We start from the raw sequence: 20,159 nt of genomic DNA on the forward strand, positions 1-20,159 counted from the left end.
AGCGTTCTCGGACGCACGGGATCTGCTGATCGACGCTTAGGGGCCAGCGGTGGTGCCCGCAGCTAGCTTATTTTTGCGCCAGCGATGTATGAGGTGTGTTCACCAGCGGGATGGGTGGTCACCATCGGGTGGGTGGGGAGGCTGTCACGATCCACCGCCCGCCCGGCTTGGTACACGTCGGTGATCGCGCGCAGATGGCGGATGTCTTCAAGCGGATCGGCTTCTAGCAGAACGAAATCGGCGAGCTTGCCGGGCTCGATTGATCCGATGAGATGGTCCTTTCGGTACCCACGCGCGACGTTGAGGGTGGCGGCGGTGATGGCAGCCAAGGGTGTCATGCCCTTCTCGACCATCGACTGCGTCCAGTGGAAGTGGTCACCGCCCAGGGTCCAGGGCCGGTCGTCACGTTCGAGGGGGGACAAATCGCTGAGATGGTCCACGCTCGGGCACCCGGCGTCGGTGCCCATCAGGATCTTCGCGTCGGCCCCGATGAGCGTGCGCTCGTTGTCTGCGAAGGCACCACTGCCTAACAGGGCGGCCCAGCTGCCGACTTGTTCCAGGCCCTCGCGGTGGTCGTCGTGAATGGTCTGCAGTTCGGCATAGGAGTCGCTGGCGACGATCTTGTCAACGAGGTGGTGCGGAATCGGTTGGCCCATCGTGTAGTTGGCGTGGATCAGAACATCCGCGCCAAGATCGACAGCGGTTTCGAGTGATTCCACTGAAAGGCTGTGACTCAAGACTGGGACCCCGGCCGACCGCGCTTCTTCGACCATGAGGTCGAGCACTGGCCGGGTGAAGGTGAGATAGGAACGGTCCAACCCAACTGTCATGAAGATGTGGTCGCTGACGGCGATCTTGAGCATGTCCACGCCGCGGGCGAGGTAGTCGCGGATGCGGGGACGAATCTCACGGCGTGGCAACAGACTGAGTTGATGGCCCACCCCGGCCTCGAACAGCGCGTCGACGCGGTTGACGAACGACTGCGTGGCGGCCTTACGGCCCGCGAAGTGAAAGTCGGCGCTGAACGGGCCCCCCATGCCGACGATCGCTCCGGCAGCGAAGATGCGTGCACCCTGGGCGGTTCCGGCGTTGATACGGTCACGCGCGGCCAGGACCGGTTCGAGGGCGTTGTAGGTGTCGAACACGGTGGTGACCCCGTTGCGGAGCTCCAGCTGCGCTGCCTCTTCGATCACCTCGACGTAGCGACCCTCCCAGCGAGCGAGGTACTCAATGGTGCCTGGTCCCACCATGAACATCCAGGCATCCAGCAGGTGGACATTGCCGTTGATGAATCCGGGCAGCATCCAACGGTGTCGCCCGTCGACGACAGTGGCGCCAGCCGGCATTTCAACGCTCGCGGCGGATCCGATCGTGCGGAACGTGTCTCCGTCGATGATGACCGTCGCGTCGCGCTGGGGCAGTCCGCCGAGGCCGTCAATCAGGTGAACATTGGTTACCGCGGTGAGTGTCGACGTCATGAAGATGCTCCTTGTGTGATTCAGACCTCCCCAAGAGTATCCGAATCGTTCGATTCGGTAAAGACGGAGGGAGGTCCTCAATAAGATGGTGGGATGGCGAACGCGATCGACGGCGACTCGACGACCACGGACGGGCGGTCCCTCCGTTGGGAGCACAGAAGGCCTGAGTTACTGCGTGCAGCAACGGAGTACGTCCTGGAGAAGGGTGTCACCGATCTGTCACTGCGCCCGTTGGGCGCTGCCATCGGCGCGTCCATCACCACACTGATCCGGCAGTTCGGCAGCAAGGACGAACTGATCCAAGAGGTGTGCCAAGAAATTCACGGGCAGATGGTCAGCGCGTTCGACGGGTTCTGGGCTAGCAGCGAGGGCCGTCCACTCGAGGTGCTACGGGAACTGTGGAATCTGTGGCTCGCCCCCGAGTACTCCCGACAGTTCATCTTCCTGTTCGAGTTGTACGGGCTGGCGCTTCGCAAACCCGAGAATTACGAATGGTTCGCCCAGTCGGTCGTGCACGCATGGATCGCACCGTTGGAGGACGCGTTGTGCGCCCAGGGTGTCGACGCAGACAGCGCCCGGGAACTGGCGACGCTTGTTGTCGGCATCATTCGCGGCCTCTACCTCGACATGGTGGCAACCGGAGACGACGACCGGGTAAACCGGGCTTATGAACGCTCGCTCGTGCTGCTCACCCCCGCCTTGGAGCCCGATATGGATTGACGGGCGACGCGCGTCTCCGTGAATTCGGCCTACGCTTCGACCCGGCGCCGGGCCACTTGCTGAATCGACAACGTCACCCTGACTGGCCTGTAACGTCACCCTGACTGGCCTGTATTGAAGCGAAACTTAGGCTGGTGCGTCAGTGCACGGTCGCCGGCCAGAATCAACGGCCCGCGCAACGGCTGGGCTGCACACTGGCAGCCTTCCGGCATGAAGCTCAAAAGTCATACCTTTTGCAGTCCGAGATGGCGAATTCGCCATCGTCTGCCATTCCGAAATGCACAATGCCACGGAGAATTGCAACCAACAGTCCTTGAAAACACCCCTTGTCACATAACGCTACGGCGCGTAGCGTAACGCCGCGTGACCCGGAGCTTCCATGTCGGCCAGCCGTTCACCACGCCCGACGCCGACATCGCGGCGGCATTAGAGCAGGTCAGCATTCCGACGCTGCTGCTCTCGCTCGTGCACATCACCGGCGACCCGCGCTACATCCGCGAGTTCAAGCAGGCCGGGCTGTTCCTCAACGAGGTCCAGGGCTTCATGAGCGAGGAGGACAAGGCACGGGTCCGTGAGGTCGCGCTGCCCGTGCTCACCGACTACCGCGACCGCGGTTGCCCGGTCCCCGACCCGCTGCCCGCCGAACTGGTCAGGGAGATGCTGGACTGGGCGGCCTGCGAGGCGGTCGACGACGACAACCTGCCGCTGGTCCTGGAGGAACTCGACCTCGAGGGTGTCGATCCGCGCCGGCCCACCACGCTGGAGAACACCGACGATTTCCGCGTCGTCGTGATCGGCTGCGGAGAATCCGGCGTGCTGGCCGGGGTGCGCCTCAAGCAGGCCGACATCGATTTCACGATCGTGGAGAAGAACGCCGGTCCGGGCGGAACCTGGTGGGAGAACAGCTATCCCGGCGCCCGCGTCGACGTGGCCAACCACTTCTACTGTTACAGCTTCGAACCCAGCAACCACTGGGACCACTTCTTCGCCGAGCAGCCCGAGTTGCGCCAGTACTTCCGCGATGTGGTGGACCGCCACAACCTGGAACCCCACATCCGGTGGAACACCGAGGTGGTCTCCGCCGAGTGGGACGGCACGATGTGGAACGTCACGGTGCGCTCGGCCGCAGGCACCGAGACGCTGCGGGCCAACGCGGTCATCACCGCCGTCGGCCAGCTCAACCGGCCGCAGATCCCCGACTTCCCCGGCGCGGAAACCTTTGCGGGACCGGCATTTCACTCCGCGGCGTGGGACCACGACGTCGACGTCACCGGCAAGCGGGTCGCCCTGATCGGGGCAGGCGCCAGCGGCTTCCAGATCGCCCCAGCCATCGCCGACAAGGTCGAGCACCTCACGGTCTTCCAGCGCACCGCGCAGTGGATGTTCCCCAACCCGATGTACCACGAGCCCGTCGCCGACGGGGTGCGCTGGGCAATGGAGCACCTGCCGTACTACGGCCGGTGGTACCGCTTCCTGTTGCTGTGGCCCGGAGCCGACAAGGGCCTGGACGCCGCACGGGTGGACCCTGACTACGACGATCAGGGCAACGCGGTCAGTGAGATCAACGCCATCGCCCGAATCATGTTCACCGACTGGATCACCACCCAGGTCGGCGACGACCCCGAACTGCTGGCCAAGGCGCTGCCCGACTACCCGGCCACCGGGAAGCGCACGCTGCAGGACAACGGCAGCTGGCTGGGCACCCTCAAACGCGACAACGTGGACCTGATCCGCACCCCGATCGAACGCATCACCCCGACCGGGATCGTCACGGCCGACGGCCAGACCCACGACGTCGATATCATCGTGTACGCCACCGGTTTTCGCGCCACCGACGTGCTGTTCCCGATGACCATCACCGGGCGCGACGGCGTCGACCTGCATGACGTCTGGGGCCAACGTCCATACGCCTATCGCGGCATCACGGTGCCCGGCTTCCCCAACTTCTTCATGACCTACGGCCCGGGGACACACCTCGCGCACGGCGGCAGCCTCATCCTCAACTCCGAACTGCAGATGCGCTACATCAACAAGTGCCTGGAGCACCTCATCACCGAAGGCCTACGGACCATGGAGCCGCTGCCCGAACCGACCAGGGAATGGCACCGCCGCTCGCAGGAGGCGATCCGCCAAACCGTGTGGGCACAGCCCTCGGTCAAACACTCGTACTTCAAGAACGCTGACGGCGAGATCCACACAGTCAGCCCGTGGAGGTTGAGCGAATACCGCTCTGCCATCAACGAACCCATCTGGTCAGACTTCACAGTGCAGGAGGCGTGAGTATGCGCGCGGTCGTCGTCGATAGCTCGGGTCAGGTCAGCGTCGAGACCCGGCCGGACCCGGTCCTGCCCGGCCCGGACGGGGCGATCGTCAAGGTCGAGGCCGCCTCGATCTGCGGGTCGGACCTACACTTCCTGGAAGGCCACTACCCCATCGCCGACCCGGTGTCCGTCGGACATGAGGCTGTCGGCACGGTTGTCGAAATCGGGCCGGAGGTAACCGGATTCGCCGTCGGCGACCGGGTGCTGGTGTCCTCGGTCGCGGGATGTGGGCACTGCGGCGGCTGCGCTACCCAGGACCCGATCCGCTGCGTGCAGGGACCGCAGATCTTCGGCACCGGATTCCTCGGCGGCGCCCAGGCCGAGCTGCTGGCCGTACCCGCCGCAACCTTCCAGCTGCTGAAGATGCCGGATGGCATCAGCACCGAGCAGGCGCTACTGCTGACCGACAACCTGGCCACCGGCTGGGCGGCGGCCAAACGCGCTGAAATCCCGATCGGCGGCTCCGTCGCGGTGATCGGCCTGGGCGCGGTCGGCATGTGCGCCCTGCGTAGCGCCATCACCCTCGGTGCGGCAAAGGTTTTCGCCGTCGACCCGGTCGAGGCCAGACGCGACCGCGCAGCGGCCTCGGGGGCGACCACCTTCGCGCCGCCCTCTGCACAGGCGATCCGGGAGGCCACCGGCGGCCTCGGCGTGGACTCCGTCATCGACGCGGTGGGCATGGACGCCTCGATCAACGACGTCATCGACGCGGTCCGCGCCGGCGGCACGGTGTCCATCGTCGGCGTGCACGATCTGCAGCCCTACCCGATGCCCGCACTGGCCTGCCTCCTGCGCAGCCTGACCATCCGGCTGACCACCGCACCGGTACAGCAGACCTGGCCCGAGCTGATCCCGCTGCTGCAGGCCGGCCGGCTCGACGTCGACGGAATCTTCACCACCACGATGTCGCTGGATGAAGCGGCCGATGGTTATGCCGCGGCGTTCTCCCGTTCGGGTGAGCACCTGAAGGTTCAGCTCAAGCCGTAGTTGGCGCGGGTCAGCCGCCACCGGCCGCGAACGTGGCACGTATGCACGAAAACCGTGGCAAACGCGTGCAGGAACGCCACGGTCGGCACCGCCCGGCCGCTACAACACATCGTTGCACTATGCAAATTTTCGTGAGTCGCTTCACATTTCGGAATTTGCTCGCCGCCAACGGAATAACACCTCCGGCGTGGGCAGTTAAACGGACACGTGCGCCAATCGAACTCGTTAGTTGACTGTCCGAACTTGGCGCCACTGCGCCAGGCACTGCCGACAGCCCTCACCGGGCTGCGCTGATGCGCCAGGGTCCGCTCGCCGGCCGGTATCCCGCGGTGGCCGCCATGGTCACCTTGGCGTTGATCCCCTACCTGGCGTTGTCCGCCGCGGTCGATCCGCTGGTGCCGATCATCTCGGCACAGCTGCACATGTCGGCCCAGGCCATGAGCCTGGGCTTCGGTCTCGGCAACGCAGCCTATGCGGTGGGGACCGTCCTGGCCGTCCAGTTCGCCCAGCACCTACCCCAGCGCCGGATGCTGCTCGCCTACGCGGTGGTACTTGTCCTGGGCTCGATTCTCGCCGCTTCGGCAGTCAACGGGGCCATGTTCATCTCCGGTCACGTCCTGCAGGGACTGGCGACCAGCATGCTGCTGATCGCCGCGGCGCCGCCTCTGACCATCGGCTTCCCGAGAGACAAACTGCGCTACACGGCCGTGATCATGAACATGTGCGTGTTCGGCGCCGTGGCTCTCGGCCCGTTCATCGGCGGAGTGCAGGCCGAGGCCCACGCGTGGCGTCCACTGTTCTGGATCATCGCGGGAATCTCCGTCCTCGCTCTGCTGATGGCCGCTCTGACCTTCGAGGACGCGCCGCCGGCCGATCTCGACGCGCCGCGGGACTTGAAGGCGATCGGACTGGCCGCCGTTGGCTGCGCCGCTGCCTTCATCGGTGCCGCACAACTCACCAGTCACAGTTTCACCGACCCGGCGGCGCTCGCGCCGATGGTGGGCGGCCTGGCCCTGATCGTGGTGCTCATCGCCTACCAGTTCCGGGCCCGTCGCCCGTTGCTGACCGTCCGCACGATGCTCACCAGTTCGATCCCGGTCGCCGGTGTCGGTCTCGCACTTTTCGCGGCCGCGGCATCGGTGGCGGCGACCGCGTTGACGGCCGAGGTCTTCATGCAGACCTACAGTCCGGTGCAGGTCGGGCTGCTGTACCTCCCGGAACTCGGCGGTGCCATCGTGATGGCCTTCGTGTTCGGCGCCGTCATCTCCAGGCGAGCGATGCACTACCTGCCACTCGTCGGCATGGCGCTGCTCGCCGCGGGGATCCTGGTGTTCCGGCTCGCCATCCCGGCGAACCAGCCACTTGCCCTTCTCGCCTCGGCGCTGACCGGGCTGGCGTTGGGCGCCACGGTGGCCCCCGCATTGTTCGTCGCCGGTTTCTCGCTGCAGTCCAACAGCCTTCAACGCGTGTTCGCGATCATCGAATTGCTGCGGGCCGTCGCCGCCTTCATGGTGGCGCCGATCTTCGCCCACTTCGCGGCCACCGCCGCCGGCGGTCTCACCGTGGGAGCCGGCGACGCGTTATGGGTCGGATTCGGACTGTCGGTCGGCGGCGCCATCTTCGGGGTGGCCGTCTACGTCCTCAGCGGCGCCCGGCCCCAGCAGCCCGACCTTGATCAGTTCCTCGATGGCGAATCCCCAGCCTGGTACTCGCCGCCACTGCTGGCACGGCTCCGTCGCGGCCTGCCCGCACCGATCACCCCGTCCGGCGCCGCCCATCCCGCTGTGCCGATCGCACAGGGCTCGAGTTCGATCTCCCCCGGGCCGGTGCTGCTGGCCTACGACGGAACACCGCGCGCCGCGTCCGCCATCGAACATGCGGCAGCCGAGCTGTCAGCCCACCGCGACGCGCTGGTGGTGTGCGTCTGGCAGCCGGTCGATGTCGGATTCACGCCGGTCGAGACCATGCACTTCGATGCCGATCAGGCCACCGAAGTGCGCCGCGTCGCCCAGCAGACGGCCGCGCACGGCGCATCGCTGGCCAACCGGGCGGGCTTCTCGGCCCAGGCGTTGGCCGTCGAAGCCGCGCCAATTTGGAAGGGCATCGTCGAGACCGCCGACGAGCACAACGCGAGCCTCATCGTGGTCGGCCCGCACCGGCGCAACGGACTACTGGGCCACTTGGAAGGCAGCGTGGCCGCCGCCGTCGTCGCGCATTCCACGACTCCGGTGATGGTCGTGCCCGAGGAGCACAGCTGTCAGACGCTGTCCTGAACGTGCTTACGGAGGTTGTCCCGGAGCGTGGAAACTCCGCGCTGCATGATCCTGAGTTCGTCCAGTGACAGACCGGTGGCCGCCACGAGGTCCATCTCGAACGCCTCCGCGCGGAGTTCACGGCCGGCCTCGGTGAGGCTGACCACCACCTGACGCTCGTCGCTGGGATCACGCTGCCGTGTGACGTATCCCAGCGCTTCGAGCTTCTTGAGGATGGGCGTCAACGTGTTGGACTCCAGGAACAGCTTTTCGCCCAGCCCGCCCACGGTCTGACGGTCCTGTTCTGAGAGCGCGACAATCGCGATGTACTGCGTGTACGTGATGCCCTTGCTGTCCAGGATCGGCTTGTAGGCCTTGCCGTACGCGAGGTTGGCCGAGTAGATGGCAAAGCACAGAAAATCGGAGAGCTGCGGAGCCTCAGGTGCCATGCCAAAATTATATCGGATCCGATTCAATCGGATGGGATGGAATGCGGAGCATCCTGCGTTCATCTCTAACGCATCCAATTGCGTCGGACCATCCATACAAAGGAGACCGCAGTGACCAGCAGCCAGACCGACAACGTCCTCTACACCGCGCAGACCCACACCACCGGCGGGAGACAGGGCGAGTCCTACAGCTCCGACGGCAACCTCGACATCCAGCTCACCCCGCCGGGTGGCAACGGCGCCGGCACCAACCCCGAGCAGTTGTTCGCGGCCGGCTGGTCGGCGTGCTTCCTGAGCGCCATGGGCCTGACCGCGGGCAAGCACAACGTGAAGCTGCCCGCCGAGACCGCGGTGGACGCCGAGGTCGACCTGCTCAACACCGATGGAGCTTTCTCATTGCGGGCCCGGCTCAACGTCACGATCCCGGGTGTCGACCGGGAAACCGCCCAGGCGATCGCCGATGACGCGCACCAGGTCTGCCCGTATTCCAAGGCGACCCGCGGCAACATCGACGTCACAATCAGCGTGGCCTGACACGTTGCGCCCGGCCGGGGTTACTCCTTCATGTCCAGCACCGGCGTCGGCCGCTGGAAACCACGGGTAACCCCGGCCAGCCACACGAATCCCACTGCCAGCCAGCACAACCCGACGATCAGCGTGGTCCCGGACAAACTCGTCCACAGCCATACGGTCAGCAGGAAACCGGTCAGTGGCAGGACGAGCTTGCTGAACACCTGGAAGCCGTCGCGTTCCTGTCGGTCGACGAAGTAATGCTTGATAACCGACAGGTTGACCACCGAGAATGCCACCAGCGCACCAAAACTGATCAGCGAGGCCAGCGTGGCCAGGGAGATGACGGTCGCCAGCAGCGATACGACCGACACCGCCAGGATCGCGTACACAGGGGTGGCGAACCGCGGCGAGACGTAACCGAAGACCGGGCGCGGCAGGATGCCGTCGCGTCCCATCGCGTACAGGATTCGGGCCACCGAGGCCTGCGAGGTGATGGCGGATCCGAGCGCACCGGCGACGTAGGCCGCGGTGAAGAAGGTCTGCAGGAACTGCCCGCCCGCGGTCAGCATCAGGTCCAGGGACCCGGACTCGACATCGGCGAACTGGTTGGAAGGAAACACCAGCTGCCCGAGATAGGACAGCACGACGAAGATCACGCCCGACACCAGCGTTGCGATCATGATCGCCTGCGGCACAGACCGTCTGGGTTCCTTGGCCTCCTCGGACAACGTGGACACCGCATCGAATCCCAGGAACGACAGGCACAGGATCGCCGCTCCGGCCAACACAGGGCTGAATCCGGTCGTGGTCCCGTCGCCGTGGATCGGAGCCATCAGATCGAGCGTGCCCAGGCTCAACACCTTGGAGGTGGCCAGCACCAAGAAAGTCACGATGAAGATCGCCTGCACCGCGATGATGACGAAGTTCGCCCTGGCCACCGACACGATGCCGACGATGTTGAGCACGGTCACGATCGCGATGGACAGTACGACGAACACCCAGGACGGAATCGCGGGCAGTGCGGCGTGCAGATAGATCCCGATCACCAGGTAGTTGATCATGGGCAAGAAGAGGTAATCCAGCAGGAGCGACCATCCGGCGAGAAACCCGACCGGGGCGCCGAAAGTCTTCTGCGTGTAGGTGTATGCCGATCCAGCGACTGGGTAGGCGACCGCCATCATGGCGTACGACCGGGCGGTGAACACCATGGCCGCCAGCGTCACCAGATATGCGACCGACAACCGGCCGCCGGTGGTCTGGGTGACGATGCCGTAGGTGGTGAACACCGTGAGCGGCACCATGTAGACCAGACCGAACAGCACCAACGACGGCAACCCCAGAGCACGGCGCAGCCGCCCCTCGGTCACTTCAGCCACATCGGACATGCCAGTTCCTCTCATTGCTCGGCCGAATAGACCTGTGCGCCCTGCAGATAGGTGGCGCGCACCTTCAGCGCCGGAAGCTCGGATGGTGAGAGATACCTCGGATCGCGGTCCAACCACACCAGATCAGCACTCGAGCCGGGAACGATGCGGCCCCAATTCTCTTCCGCGAAAGCCTGATACGCCACGGCAGTGGTGTAGGACGTCAGCGCGTGCTCGATCGGAAGGACCTCTTCGGGGGTCCAGCCGCCCGCCGGCTCACCCTCGGACGTGCACCGCGAGACCGCGACGGCGATACCGTCCAGCGGCGCACCCGAGGACACCGGCCAATCCGATCCGAACGCCAGCGCCGCACCTGAACTCTCCAGCGTGCGCATCCGATACTGCCGATCAGCCCGCTGCGCTCCCAGCCGGGGAATCGTGAGCACTGTCATCAGGGCGTCCATCTGCGCCCACAGCGGCTGCATGTTCGGGATGACACCGAGCTCGGCGAACCGGCCCAGGTCGGCGTCGTCCACTAACTGGGCGTGCGCGATCACGGGTCGCCGGTCCCGCGGACCGTTATGCCGCGCAACGTGTTCGATGGCATCGAGGGCCTGGCGCACCGCGGCATCGCCGATCGCGTGGATGTGGATCTGCAGACCCAGATCGTCGACCCTCTTGGCCGCCTCGGCCAGAGCGTTGCCCTCCCACAACTGCATGCCGTGCGAGTGCAGGCCCGAGCAGTACGGCTCCAGCAGCGCACCGGTCTCGTTCTCCACCACGCCGTCGGCGAAGAACTTCACGGTCTGCGCGGTCAGCAGCGGTGAACCCGCGGCCTGAACCCGGTCCCTGGCCGCAGCGTATTGCGTGACCTGGGTGTCGAAGTGGCGCGGGTCGGCGTAGAAGGCGAGATTGAACCGCATCCGCAGAGTGCCCTGCCGGACGGCCGCGAGGTAGGTGTCCAGCTCGGCCGGCTCGACCCAGGCGTCCTGAACCCACGTCACACCGCGCGCCAGATAGTAGTCGGCGGCTGTACCCAAGGCCGCGACCCGGACGGTCTCGTCAAGGGCCGGCATGACCGCGGTGATCAGGTCGGTGGCACCCCATTCACGCAACGTGCCCAGCGGTGAGCCGTCCTCACGGCGCGGAATCTCGCCGAGTACCGGCTCGGGGCTGTCCGCGGTGATGCCGGCGCGCTGCAATGCAACCGAATTGACCCAGAAGGTGTGGTAATCCCAGGCGCGCAACACCACGGGGCGGTCCGGGACCGCCGCGTCGAGCCATCGCGCGTCGAACAATCCACCGGGGGCAAGGCTGCCGTCGTACGACGCGCCGACGATCCACTCCTGGTCGGGGTTCGCGTCCGCGAACTCCTTTACCGCCGAAACAATTTCGTCGATCGACCGGCAGGGCCGGACCGCGGGGCCCGCCGACTCCAAACCGCCGAACAGCGGATGTGCGTGGCCGTCACCGAACGACGGCATCAGGAAGCCGCCCTCCAGGTCGATCTTCCGATCGGCCGCCGATGCCAACGCGTCGTCGCCCACAGCCTGCACCACCCCGTCGGCGACGAGCAGCGCATCGGTCGTCGTCGTGGGCGTCCAGATCGCACCGCCGTGGAAGAGGGTCGCAGCCTTGTCCGGCACGGAGAACGAAGTCACAAATTGGTCCTATTTCTCGGGCAGAAGCACCGCGATCCCGCGGAGCACGTTGGTGAGTTCATCGAGGTCAGAGCCACACCGACCCACCCGCACGAGCCGCCGCCGCGAGGCGGCACCGCATGGCAGCGGTGCGCGGGCGGCCGCAGTGAGCGTGGTCATGTCACTCCTAAAGCGAATGGAATTCGTTTATTCTGTGACCCAGACCACCCTTTGTAAAGTGGTGAGATGAAATCAGGGGGGAACAAGTCATGGGGCGTCCATCGATACCGATCCTGTCAATGGACCGGATTGCCAGTACGGCAATGGATCTCGTCAACACAACGGGGGGATTCACCATCCCCGAACTGGCCCGCAGGCTCAAGGTCAGCCCGTCATCGCTGTACAACCACGTGTCCGGGCGCGAGCAGATCGTCGAACTGCTCCGCGAACGGGCGATGTCGGAAGTCGAGTTACCCGACATCGACGCCGACCGGCCGTGGGCCGACATCCTGGCCGACATCATGCGGTCATACCGCAACAGCTTCGCCCGCTACCCGCGCCTGATTCCCCTGCTCACCGCCCATGCCGTCAACAGCAGCCAGGCCCTCACGATGTACAACGCACTGGCCGTCACCCTGACCCGCGCGGGGTTCAGCCCCACCGACACGCTGCGGACCATCACCCTGGTCGACAACTACGTGCTGGGGTCGGCCCTCGACCTCACCGCCCCCGACAAACCGTGGGAGTCCGGGGACCCGGTCGGTCCGGAGTTGACCGCCGCGCTGGCCACGGGCGCGCCCAGGCCGGCGCGCGCCGACGACGCGTTCGAGTACGGACTGGCGGTGCTGCTCCGCGGGCTGGTCCGGGCCTGACCCAGCCCACACTGTGAATCGCGATTACCCGCAGCGGTTACGGAAATCAGTCGCCGGTTGCCGCAGGCCCTGCAGTTCGGCCCGGATCTGCGGCTTGTCCTCGAGGTATACCTGCACCGAATCTTCCATCTGGTCGTTCGACTGCCCCTTGAGGCTGGTGAAGAAGTCATTGACGTCGGGATGGGTGAACAGGTAGGCCGAGGTGGCCGCGCGGACCCCGGCCATCACACCGGCCAGGTCGGCAGCCGTGCAGTTCGGCTCGTCCGCGACAGCGATAGGCGCGCCAACGGCCAAGAGCGACAGGCTGATTGCGCCGGTGGCGATCACACGGGTGAACATCGTGGCTCCTAAATCGACTCGGATAACTGAGCTAAGGCTCACGGACGCCCCGGCCGCCAGCCGCCGCCACCACCACCACCGTTGTCGGGCGGGCGGGGGTCGATGTTGATTTCCAAGCCCCCGCCGGCGCAGTACCAGTCGTTGGCGCAGTAATACGGGTAGTAGGGGCCCGCCTTCGGGGGTGTCGGCCCCCCGCCGCGGACGTTGCCCTGCGCGCACACCGTCGAACCGCCGGCATCGACACAATCAGCGGCGGCGGGCGGCGCGGAGGCGACGGCGATCGGTACAGTTAAACTGGCCAGGCCGAGTAACACTGGACGCCACATGCTCCGCATGACCACTCCTCGGTAGGTCCCCGTGAGTCGAGAGTAATTCCCGGGGGACGCCCTATATGCGGGATCGACAATAACCGGTCCAATGCCAGGATGCACCTCGTTCGTAACCGGTTGTATTCGCAGAGATCGCAAGGCTCCCCGGCGGTTTTGGAGCTCTCTAGCCTGACGCGCGTGAACGAAGACTGGCTGGCCGTGATCGTCGGCCTCACCCTACTGGCTCTCGTGCTCGTCGGTGCCATCCCCGGCAGCGTGATCCCATGACCAGCACCGAGGAACGCTCGCAAGAGCGCTCGCCGAAGATCGGCTACGCCGTCGCCGGCGTGCTGGTGGTCATCGCGCTCGGTGCGGCGACCCGCTTCCTGGAGACCCAGGTTCCTCACTGGGCCGCCGGAACTCCTTTGGCCAAGATCGCCAAATCAGTCGAATTCCCTGTCTACGCAATCGCTCTCGGGTTGATCGGCAACGCGCTTCTGGCCAAGTTCGCACTCCGCGACGTCCTGTCCCAGGGCTTTCGCACCGAGTTCTTCATCAAGACCGGCCTGGTCCTGTTGGGAGCATCGATCAATCTCAAGGTGCTTGCCACCGCTGCGGGACCGGCGATCATCCAAGCCCTGCTGCTGATTTCGATCGTCTTCGGGTTCACCTGGTGGCTGGGCGGACGACTCGGTCTCGACGACAAACTGCGAGCACTGCTCGCCTCGGCCGTCTCCATCTGCGGGGTGAGCGCGGCCATCGCAGCCGCCGGTGCGGTACAAGCCCGAAAAGAGCAACTGGCCTACGCCGCGTCGCTCGTCATCGTGTTCGCGCTCCCCTCGATCTTTCTGCTGCCCTGGCTGGCCGACGTGTTCGGATTGTCCGACGCGGTCGCCGGAGCCTGGATCGGCGGCAACATCGACACCACGGCAGCCGTGGCCGCGGCAGGCACGATCGCCGGCGAGCAGGCCCTGCAGATCGCCACGATCGTCAAGACCACCCAGAACGCACTTATCGGCATTGTCGCCATAGCCCTCACCGCCTACTTCGCGTGCAAGGTCGAGCGCCAGTCCGACACCCCCGACCCGGCGGTGGCCCGCCCGTCGCTGCGCGAATTCTGGGACCGCTTCCCCAAATTCGTGCTCGGATTCATCGCCGCCTCGGTCATCGGCACGCTGTACCTGCAGTTCGTGTCCGACGGCAAAACGGCGATCGCAACGGTCAACGACCTGCGGACCTGGTTCCTGATCTTCGCTTTCGTGGCGATCGGACTGGAATTCTCACTCCGCGGCCTCAAAGAGGCCGGCTGGCGGCCCATCGTGCTGTTCGCCGCGGCCACCGTGGTCAACATCGTGGTGGCGCTCGGGTTGGCCTCCCTGCTGTTCGGCGGTTTGTTCGGCAGCTTCGGCACGGGGTAACCGTTACCCTGGCTAAGTGCCGACAACCTGGTCACGACGAGGGTTTTTCGCGGTCACCGCCGCGATGACCCTCGTCGCCGCATGTAGCACGCAAAAGCCCGGCGAAGTCAAGAAAGACGGTTCGGTGACCGTCCGCCACCTCTTCGGGGACACCAACATCCCGGGACCACCGCAACGGGTGGTCAGCGCGGGATTCACCGAACAGGACGACCTGCTGGCCCTGGGTGTGGTCCCGATCGCGACGACCGAATGGTTCGGGGGCGAGCCGTACGCGGTGTGGCCCTGGGCGCAACCGAAACTCGGGGGCGCCCAGCCCACCGTGCTCGGCCTGAACGACGGCATCCAGGTCGACGAGATCGCAGCGCTCAAACCGGACCTGATCGTGGCCACCAACGCCGGGCTCGACGCCGACACCTACGCCAAACTCTCCGAGATCGCCCCGACCATCGCGCAGTCCGGACCTGACGCGTTCTTCGAACCGTGGCGCGACCAGGCCACCCTCATCGGCCAGGCGCTGTTCCAGAACGATGCGATGACGGCCCTCATCGCCGGCGTGGACGACAGGTTCAAGGCGGTGTCCACGAACAACCCGGGGTTCGCCGGCAAGAAGGCCATGCTGCTCGCCGGTACGTTGTTCCGCGACGGTGTGCAGACCCAGACGGGGTGGCGCACTGAATTTCTCACCCAGATGGGCTTCGTCGTACCCCCGACCCCCGAACTGATCCCGCGCTCGGACTTCGCCTCGGTGCTCGACGCGGCCGACGTGCTGATCTGGACCACCGAGAGCGATCAGGAGCGCGACGCCCTACTGGCCGACCCGACCATCGCCGAGCTCAGAGCGACCACCCGTAAACGGCACATTTTCACGCCAAAAGACCTGGCCGGCGCCATCGCGTTCGCCTCGCCGCTGTCCTACCCCGTGGTGGCCGATCAACTGCCGCCCCTGCTCAACCGTGCGCTGACCTGACAAGATGACCGGGTGACAAGCACCCAGGAGCACTCCGAGCACCGCGGTACCGCCATCGTCGGCTCGGCCTACTATCCGGTGCTCGTCGCGGTCTTTACGGCCTTGGTGATCATCTCCAACGTGACCGCGACCAAGGGCGTCGCCTTCGGGCCGGTCATCGGCAACTGGTCGATCATCACCGACGGCGGTTTCATCGTCTTCCCGCTGACCTACGTAATCGGCGACGTGCTCTCCGAGGTGTACGGATTCAAGGCTGCGCGCCGTGCGATCTTCCTCGGATTCTCCATGAACGCACTAGCCGCACTGGCATTCTGGATCACGATCTACCTTCCCGCGGCGGACTTCTACACCAACCAGGAGCACTTCGAGAACATCGTCCACGCCTACACCCAGTTGATCGTGGCAGGCCTGGCCGGGTTCATCGTCGGACAGACCATCAATGCCTGGGTCGTGGTGGCCATCAAAGAGCGGACCAAGGAGAAGCACCTGTGGGCCCGCCTGGTCGGATCCACCTTCGCCGGCCAGCTCGGCGACACCCTGGTGTTCTGCGGCATCGCGGCCAGTGCGATCGGTATCAGCACCTTTGGCGACTTCGTCACTTACACGGCGCTGGGCTGGGTCTACAAGACCGCGGTCGAGGTGGTCATGCTGCCGATCACCTACCGCGTGATCGCCACCATCAAGCGCCGCGAGCCCACATATCAGGCCGCCGTTTGAGGCTTCGATAAGGCACCTCTGGCAAGGTTCATAGAGCCGGAGCTTTCTTAGCTACCGACGGGTAGCTTCAGGTCATGAGTGTGACATCAGAGGTGATGGACGCGGGACCGAGCCTGAACCCAGGCACCGCCCGCGACTATGGCGATCAGGCTCTGCTGCTCGAGTTCGACAGCACTGCCGATGTTTTGGCGTGGACCGCCACGCTCACCGCGGCCCAACTGCTGGGTGTGCTCGATATCGTGCCGGCTTCACGCACGATCTTGATCAAGCTGGCCGATCCCCGCTACCAGGCACCCACGCGACAACGGGTGAGCAAGTTGCGGCTACAACCCGGATCGGCGCCTGTCCGCCCGGCCGGCCAGGCGGACGTGACCATCGACGTGACCTACGACGGCGCCGACCTGCACGAGGTCGCGACACTGACCGGGCTCACCCCGGCACAGGTGATCGCGGCGCACACCGGCACCCCGTGGCAGGTCGGATTCATGGGCTTCGCGCCCGGATTCGCCTACCTCGTCGGCGGCGACGAGCGACTACGGGTGCCACGCCGGGCCGAACCCCGCACCAGCGTTCCGGCCGGGGCGGTGGCACTGGCAGGCGAGTTCAGCGGCATCTACCCACGGCAGTCGCCCGGCGGCTGGCAGCTGATCGGGCGCACCGACGCGGTGTTGTTCGACGTGCATCGGGACCAACCGGCACTGCTCACCCCCGGTACATGGGTGCAGTTCCGGGCCATCGGCTAGTCGGCGAGGAGCAGACCCATGACCACAACACTGGAAGTACTGCGCACCGGACCGCTGGCCCTGGTCGAGGATCTCGGCCGTCCCGGAATGGCCCACCTCGGCGTCACCCGCTCGGGTGCCGCCGACCGTCGGTCCCACACGCTGGCCAACCGCCTGGTGGCCAACCCGGGCGAGCACGCCACCATCGAGGTGATGTTCGGCGGATTCTCCGCCCGGGTGGTCGGCGGGGATGTCTCCATCGCCGTCACGGGCGCCGACACGGACCCTGCAGTCAATGGAATCCCGTTCGGCACCAACAGTATTCATCACGTTCGGGAGGGCGAGGTGATCTCGCTGGGAGCCCCGCACTCGGGGCTGCGCAGCTACCTGGCGGTACGCGGCGGCATCGCCGTCGAACCGGTCCTCGGTTCGCGAAGCTACGACGTGATGTCGGCGATCGGCCCGGCGCCGCTGCAGCCCGGCGACATCCTGCCGGTCGGTGAGCACACCGCCGACCTGCCCGAGACCGACCAGGCCCCGGTCGCCTCGATCAGCGGGGATGTGCTGGAACTCAATGTGGTGCCCGGCCCGCGCGACGACTGGTTCGTCGACCCCGACGTGCTGATCCGGACCAACTGGCTGGTGACCACCCACAGCGACCGGGTCGGGATGCGTCTGGTCGGCATGCCACTGGACTACCGCTGGCCGGACCGTCAACTGCCCAGCGAGGGCGCCACCCGCGGGGCAATTCAGATACCGCCCAACGGTTTTCCGGTGATCCTCGGGCCCGACCATCCGGTCACGGGCGGCTACCCGGTGATCGGCGTGGTGACCGACGAAGACATCGACAAACTGGGCCAGGTCCGGCCGGGGCAGACCGTGCGACTGCACTGGGCGCACCCCCGCCGGCCGTTCGAGGGCTAGTCCACGGCAACGTAGAGACACCGGCGCGCAGCGCTGGTAGAACATGGGTGTGCCTTTCCAGGATGTCAGCTCGCCGTCCGTCCGAGGCGGGATCCTGCACACCGCGCGTCTGGTCCACACCTCCGATCTCGACCACGAGACCCGCGAGGGCGCCCGGCGCATGGTCATCGAGGCGTTCGAGGGTGATTTCACCGATGCCGACTGGGAGCACTCGCTCGGCGGTATGCACGCGTTCGTCTGCCATCACGGTGCGCTCATCGCGCACGCCGCCGTGGTGCAGCGACGCTTGATCTACCGCGACACGGCGCTGCGCTGCGGCTACGTGGAAGCCGTGGCGGTGCGCGAGGATTGGCGCGGCCAAGGCCTGGCCACCGCCGTCATGGACGGGGTCGAGCAGGTCCTGCGCGGTGCCTACCAACTCGGCGCGCTCAGCTCGTCGGAGATCGCCAGGGACATCTACATCGCCCGCGGCTGGGTGCCCTGGCAGGGCCCGACCTCGGTGTTGCGGCCCGCCGGTGTGACGCGCACACCCGAGGACGACCGGTCGCTGTTCGTGTTGCCGGTCGACCTGCCCGCCGGCATGGAACTCGACACCACCGCGGAGATTACCTGTGACTGGCGCGACGGGGACGTCTGGTAACCACCAGAAAAGCACAGGCTCACATCCATGTAGGTGAGCGGGTGAGCGGAATTTCACGGCCGGGTCACTGTGGGGAGCGCCTGCGCAATAATCGCTTCCTACTTTTGCGCCATGCCCACTCTGCTGAAGTCGAATCGCATCACCAACTGGGATCCCGAGGACACGCTGGCCTGGGAAGCCGGGAACAAGTACATCGCGCGCCGGAATCTGATCTGGTCGGTGTTCGCCGAGCACGTCGGATTCTCGATCTGGTCCATCTGGTCGGTCATGGTCCTGTTCATGCCCGAAGCCGTGTACGGCTTCTCGGCCGGGGACAAGTTCCTGCTGGGCGCCACCGCCACTTTGGTCGGCGGCTGCCTGCGCATCCCCTACACCCTGGCCACCGCCACCTTCGGCGGCCGCAACTGGACGGTGTTCTCCGCCTTCGTCCTGCTGATCCCCACGGTCGGAACGATGGTGCTGCTGGCCAATCCGGGGCTGCCGCTGTGGCCCTACCTGCTGTGTGCCGCCCTGGCCGGTTTCGGCGGCGGCAATTTCGCCTCCTCCATGACCAACATCAACGCGTTCTTCCCGCAGCGGCTCAAAGGCTGGGCGCTCGGGCTCAACGCCGGCGGCGGCAACATCGGCGTACCGATGATCCAGCTGGTCGGCCTGCTGGTGATCGCCACCGCGGGCAACCGCGCCCCGTACTGGGTGTGCGCCGTGTACCTGGTGGCTCTGGCAGTGGCCGGCATCGGCGCGGCGCTCTACATGGACAACCTCGACCAGCACAAGATCGATCTGGGCGCGATGAAAGCCATTCTGGCAGAACGGGATACCTGGGTGATCTCGCTGCTCTACATCGGGACATTCGGTTCCTTCATCGGCTTCGCGTTCGCCTTCGGACAGGTACTGCAGATCAACTTCGCCGCAGGCGGCCAGACCGCGGCGCAGGCCTCGCTGCACGCCGCGCAGATCGCCTTCATCGGCCCGCTGCTCGGCTCCGTGTCGCGGGTGTACGGCGGGAAGCTGGCCGACCGCATCGGCGGCGGCCGGGTGACCCTGGCGGTGTTCGGCGGCATGATCCTGGCGGCCGGAATGCTGGTCACGATCAGCATGTTCGACGATCACACCGCCGGTGCGGCCAGCGGCCTGATGATGATCGGCTACGTCGTCGGCTTCGTCGCCTTGTTCCTGCTCAGCGGCCTTGGCAACGGCTCGGTCTACAAGATGATCCCGTCGATCTTCGAGGCCCGCAGCCACTCCCTGCAGGTCAGCGAAGAGGAGCGGCAGCGGTGGTCCCTGTCGATGTCGGGCTCGCTGATCGGATTCGCCGGCGCCATCGGCGCGCTGGGCGGCGTGGGCATCAACCTGGCCCTTCGCCAGTCGTACCTGTCCAGCGGATCGGCTACCGCGGCGTTTCTGATCTTCCTGGCGTTCTATGTGTTGGCCTCGGCATGCACCTGGTTCCGCTACGTCCGGCGTCCGGCTGAGACGGCCGTCACAACGGCCCCTGCAGACCGACACGCCTCGGCAATGGCCGGGTAAT

20 protein-coding genes are annotated in these 20,159 nt (G+C 65.9%); 13 read left to right on the forward strand and 7 right to left on the reverse strand.

Annotated features, from left to right (window positions below; all coding sequences use genetic code 11):
- Positions 1–62: 62 nt before the first annotated feature.
- Entirely contained in the window at positions 63–1,478 is a 1,416-nt protein-coding gene (locus EH231_RS29855) for an amidohydrolase family protein (RefSeq protein WP_090433754.1), read from the reverse strand.
- A 93-nt stretch (positions 1,479–1,571) separates the two neighbouring features.
- On the opposite strand from EH231_RS29855, the gene EH231_RS29860 reads away from it, so the two are divergent.
- The 4 genes from EH231_RS29860 to EH231_RS29875 all read left to right on the forward strand — a co-directional run bounded on the left by EH231_RS29860 (position 1,572) and on the right by EH231_RS29875 (position 7,779).
- Positions 1,572–2,198 carry a TetR/AcrR family transcriptional regulator gene (locus EH231_RS29860; protein WP_090433752.1) on the forward strand — a complete coding sequence of 209 codons (627 nt, stop codon included), beginning with the start codon at positions 1,572–1,574 and terminating at the stop codon, positions 2,196–2,198.
- Positions 2,199–2,561: 363 nt separating this feature from the next.
- Positions 2,562–4,478 (forward strand): flavin-containing monooxygenase, encoded by a 1,917-nt coding sequence (locus EH231_RS29865; protein WP_090433750.1) that lies wholly within the window; start codon positions 2,562–2,564, stop codon positions 4,476–4,478.
- A gap of 2 nt (positions 4,479–4,480) precedes the next feature.
- Positions 4,481–5,506 (forward strand): alcohol dehydrogenase catalytic domain-containing protein, encoded by a 1,026-nt coding sequence (locus EH231_RS29870; RefSeq protein ID WP_124714423.1) that lies wholly within the window; start codon positions 4,481–4,483, stop codon positions 5,504–5,506.
- 293 nt (positions 5,507–5,799) lie between these two features.
- Positions 5,800–7,779, forward strand: a complete 1,980-nt coding sequence (locus EH231_RS29875) for a universal stress protein (RefSeq protein ID WP_124713892.1) — start codon at positions 5,800–5,802, stop codon at positions 7,777–7,779.
- Here EH231_RS29875 and EH231_RS29880 read toward each other — a convergent pair.
- Positions 7,764–8,207 carry a MarR family winged helix-turn-helix transcriptional regulator gene (locus tag EH231_RS29880; RefSeq protein WP_090433745.1) on the reverse strand — a complete coding sequence of 148 codons (444 nt, stop codon included), beginning with the start codon at positions 8,205–8,207 and terminating at the stop codon, positions 7,764–7,766. The genes EH231_RS29875 and EH231_RS29880 overlap by 16 nt on opposite strands.
- 111 nt (positions 8,208–8,318) lie before the next feature.
- Here EH231_RS29880 and EH231_RS29885 point away from each other — a divergent pair, with 111 nt between their 5' ends.
- Positions 8,319–8,741 carry an organic hydroperoxide resistance protein gene (locus EH231_RS29885; RefSeq protein WP_044514805.1) on the forward strand — a complete coding sequence of 141 codons (423 nt, stop codon included), beginning with the start codon at positions 8,319–8,321 and terminating at the stop codon, positions 8,739–8,741.
- A gap of 20 nt (positions 8,742–8,761) precedes the next feature.
- Here EH231_RS29885 and EH231_RS29890 read toward each other — a convergent pair whose 3' ends face one another.
- Genes EH231_RS29890 through EH231_RS34030 form a run of 3 tightly spaced genes read right to left on the reverse strand, consistent with a single transcriptional unit; the run spans position 8,762 to position 11,904 of the window.
- Positions 8,762–10,105 carry an APC family permease gene (locus tag EH231_RS29890; protein WP_090433743.1) on the reverse strand — a complete coding sequence of 448 codons (1,344 nt, stop codon included), beginning with the start codon at positions 10,103–10,105 and terminating at the stop codon, positions 8,762–8,764.
- An 11-nt stretch (positions 10,106–10,116) separates the two neighbouring features.
- Entirely contained in the window at positions 10,117–11,745 is a 1,629-nt protein-coding gene (locus tag EH231_RS29895; protein WP_124713893.1) for an amidohydrolase, read from the reverse strand.
- A 9-nt stretch (positions 11,746–11,754) separates the two neighbouring features.
- Positions 11,755–11,904 carry a hypothetical protein gene (locus EH231_RS34030; RefSeq protein WP_164481079.1) on the reverse strand — a complete coding sequence of 50 codons (150 nt, stop codon included), beginning with the start codon at positions 11,902–11,904 and terminating at the stop codon, positions 11,755–11,757.
- 89 nt (positions 11,905–11,993) lie between these two features.
- Here EH231_RS34030 and EH231_RS29900 point away from each other — a divergent pair, with 89 nt between their 5' ends.
- On the forward strand, positions 11,994–12,596 hold the full coding sequence (locus tag EH231_RS29900; protein WP_090433739.1) for a TetR/AcrR family transcriptional regulator C-terminal domain-containing protein: 603 nt from the start codon (positions 11,994–11,996) through the stop codon (positions 12,594–12,596).
- 24 nt (positions 12,597–12,620) lie between these two features.
- Here the strand turns inward: EH231_RS29900 and EH231_RS29905 are convergent, their stop codons facing one another.
- On the reverse strand, positions 12,621–12,935 hold the full coding sequence (locus tag EH231_RS29905) for a heme-binding protein (RefSeq protein WP_090433737.1): 315 nt from the start codon (positions 12,933–12,935) through the stop codon (positions 12,621–12,623).
- A gap of 38 nt (positions 12,936–12,973) precedes the next feature.
- Complete coding sequence (locus tag EH231_RS29910) at positions 12,974–13,261, reverse strand: hypothetical protein (protein WP_090433837.1); 288 nt, start codon at positions 13,259–13,261, stop codon at positions 12,974–12,976.
- A 266-nt stretch (positions 13,262–13,527) separates the two neighbouring features.
- Here EH231_RS29910 and EH231_RS29920 point away from each other — a divergent pair, with 266 nt between their 5' ends.
- From EH231_RS29920 to EH231_RS29950, 7 genes are all read left to right on the forward strand, one after another.
- Positions 13,528–14,661, forward strand: a complete 1,134-nt coding sequence (locus EH231_RS29920; RefSeq protein ID WP_124713894.1) for a YeiH family protein — start codon at positions 13,528–13,530, stop codon at positions 14,659–14,661.
- Between the two features lie 16 nt (positions 14,662–14,677).
- Positions 14,678–15,628, forward strand: coding sequence for an ABC transporter substrate-binding protein (locus EH231_RS29925; protein WP_124713895.1), 951 nt, complete (start codon positions 14,678–14,680; stop codon positions 15,626–15,628).
- Positions 15,629–15,640: 12 nt separating this feature from the next.
- Complete coding sequence (locus EH231_RS29930) at positions 15,641–16,345, forward strand: queuosine precursor transporter (RefSeq protein ID WP_044514793.1); 705 nt, start codon at positions 15,641–15,643, stop codon at positions 16,343–16,345.
- 74 nt (positions 16,346–16,419) lie between these two features.
- Positions 16,420–17,088, forward strand: a complete 669-nt coding sequence (locus tag EH231_RS29935) for a 5-oxoprolinase subunit B family protein (RefSeq protein ID WP_164481080.1) — start codon at positions 16,420–16,422, stop codon at positions 17,086–17,088.
- 18 nt (positions 17,089–17,106) lie between these two features.
- Positions 17,107–17,991: a 5-oxoprolinase/urea amidolyase family protein gene (locus EH231_RS29940; RefSeq protein ID WP_090433730.1), complete on the forward strand. Its 885-nt coding sequence runs from the start codon at positions 17,107–17,109 to the stop codon at positions 17,989–17,991.
- A 43-nt stretch (positions 17,992–18,034) separates the two neighbouring features.
- Positions 18,035–18,631, forward strand: a complete 597-nt coding sequence (gene aac(2')-Ib / locus EH231_RS29945) for an aminoglycoside N-acetyltransferase AAC(2')-Ib (RefSeq protein WP_234940087.1) — start codon at positions 18,035–18,037, stop codon at positions 18,629–18,631.
- Positions 18,632–18,742: 111 nt separating this feature from the next.
- Entirely contained in the window at positions 18,743–20,158 is a 1,416-nt protein-coding gene (locus EH231_RS29950) for a nitrate/nitrite transporter (protein ID WP_124713896.1), read from the forward strand.
- Position 20,159: the final 1 nt, after the last annotated feature.

It is taken from the genome of Mycolicibacterium nivoides, from assembly GCF_003855255.1.
In the GTDB taxonomy this organism is placed as follows: Bacteria; Actinomycetota; Actinomycetes; order Mycobacteriales; family Mycobacteriaceae; genus Mycobacterium; species Mycobacterium nivoides.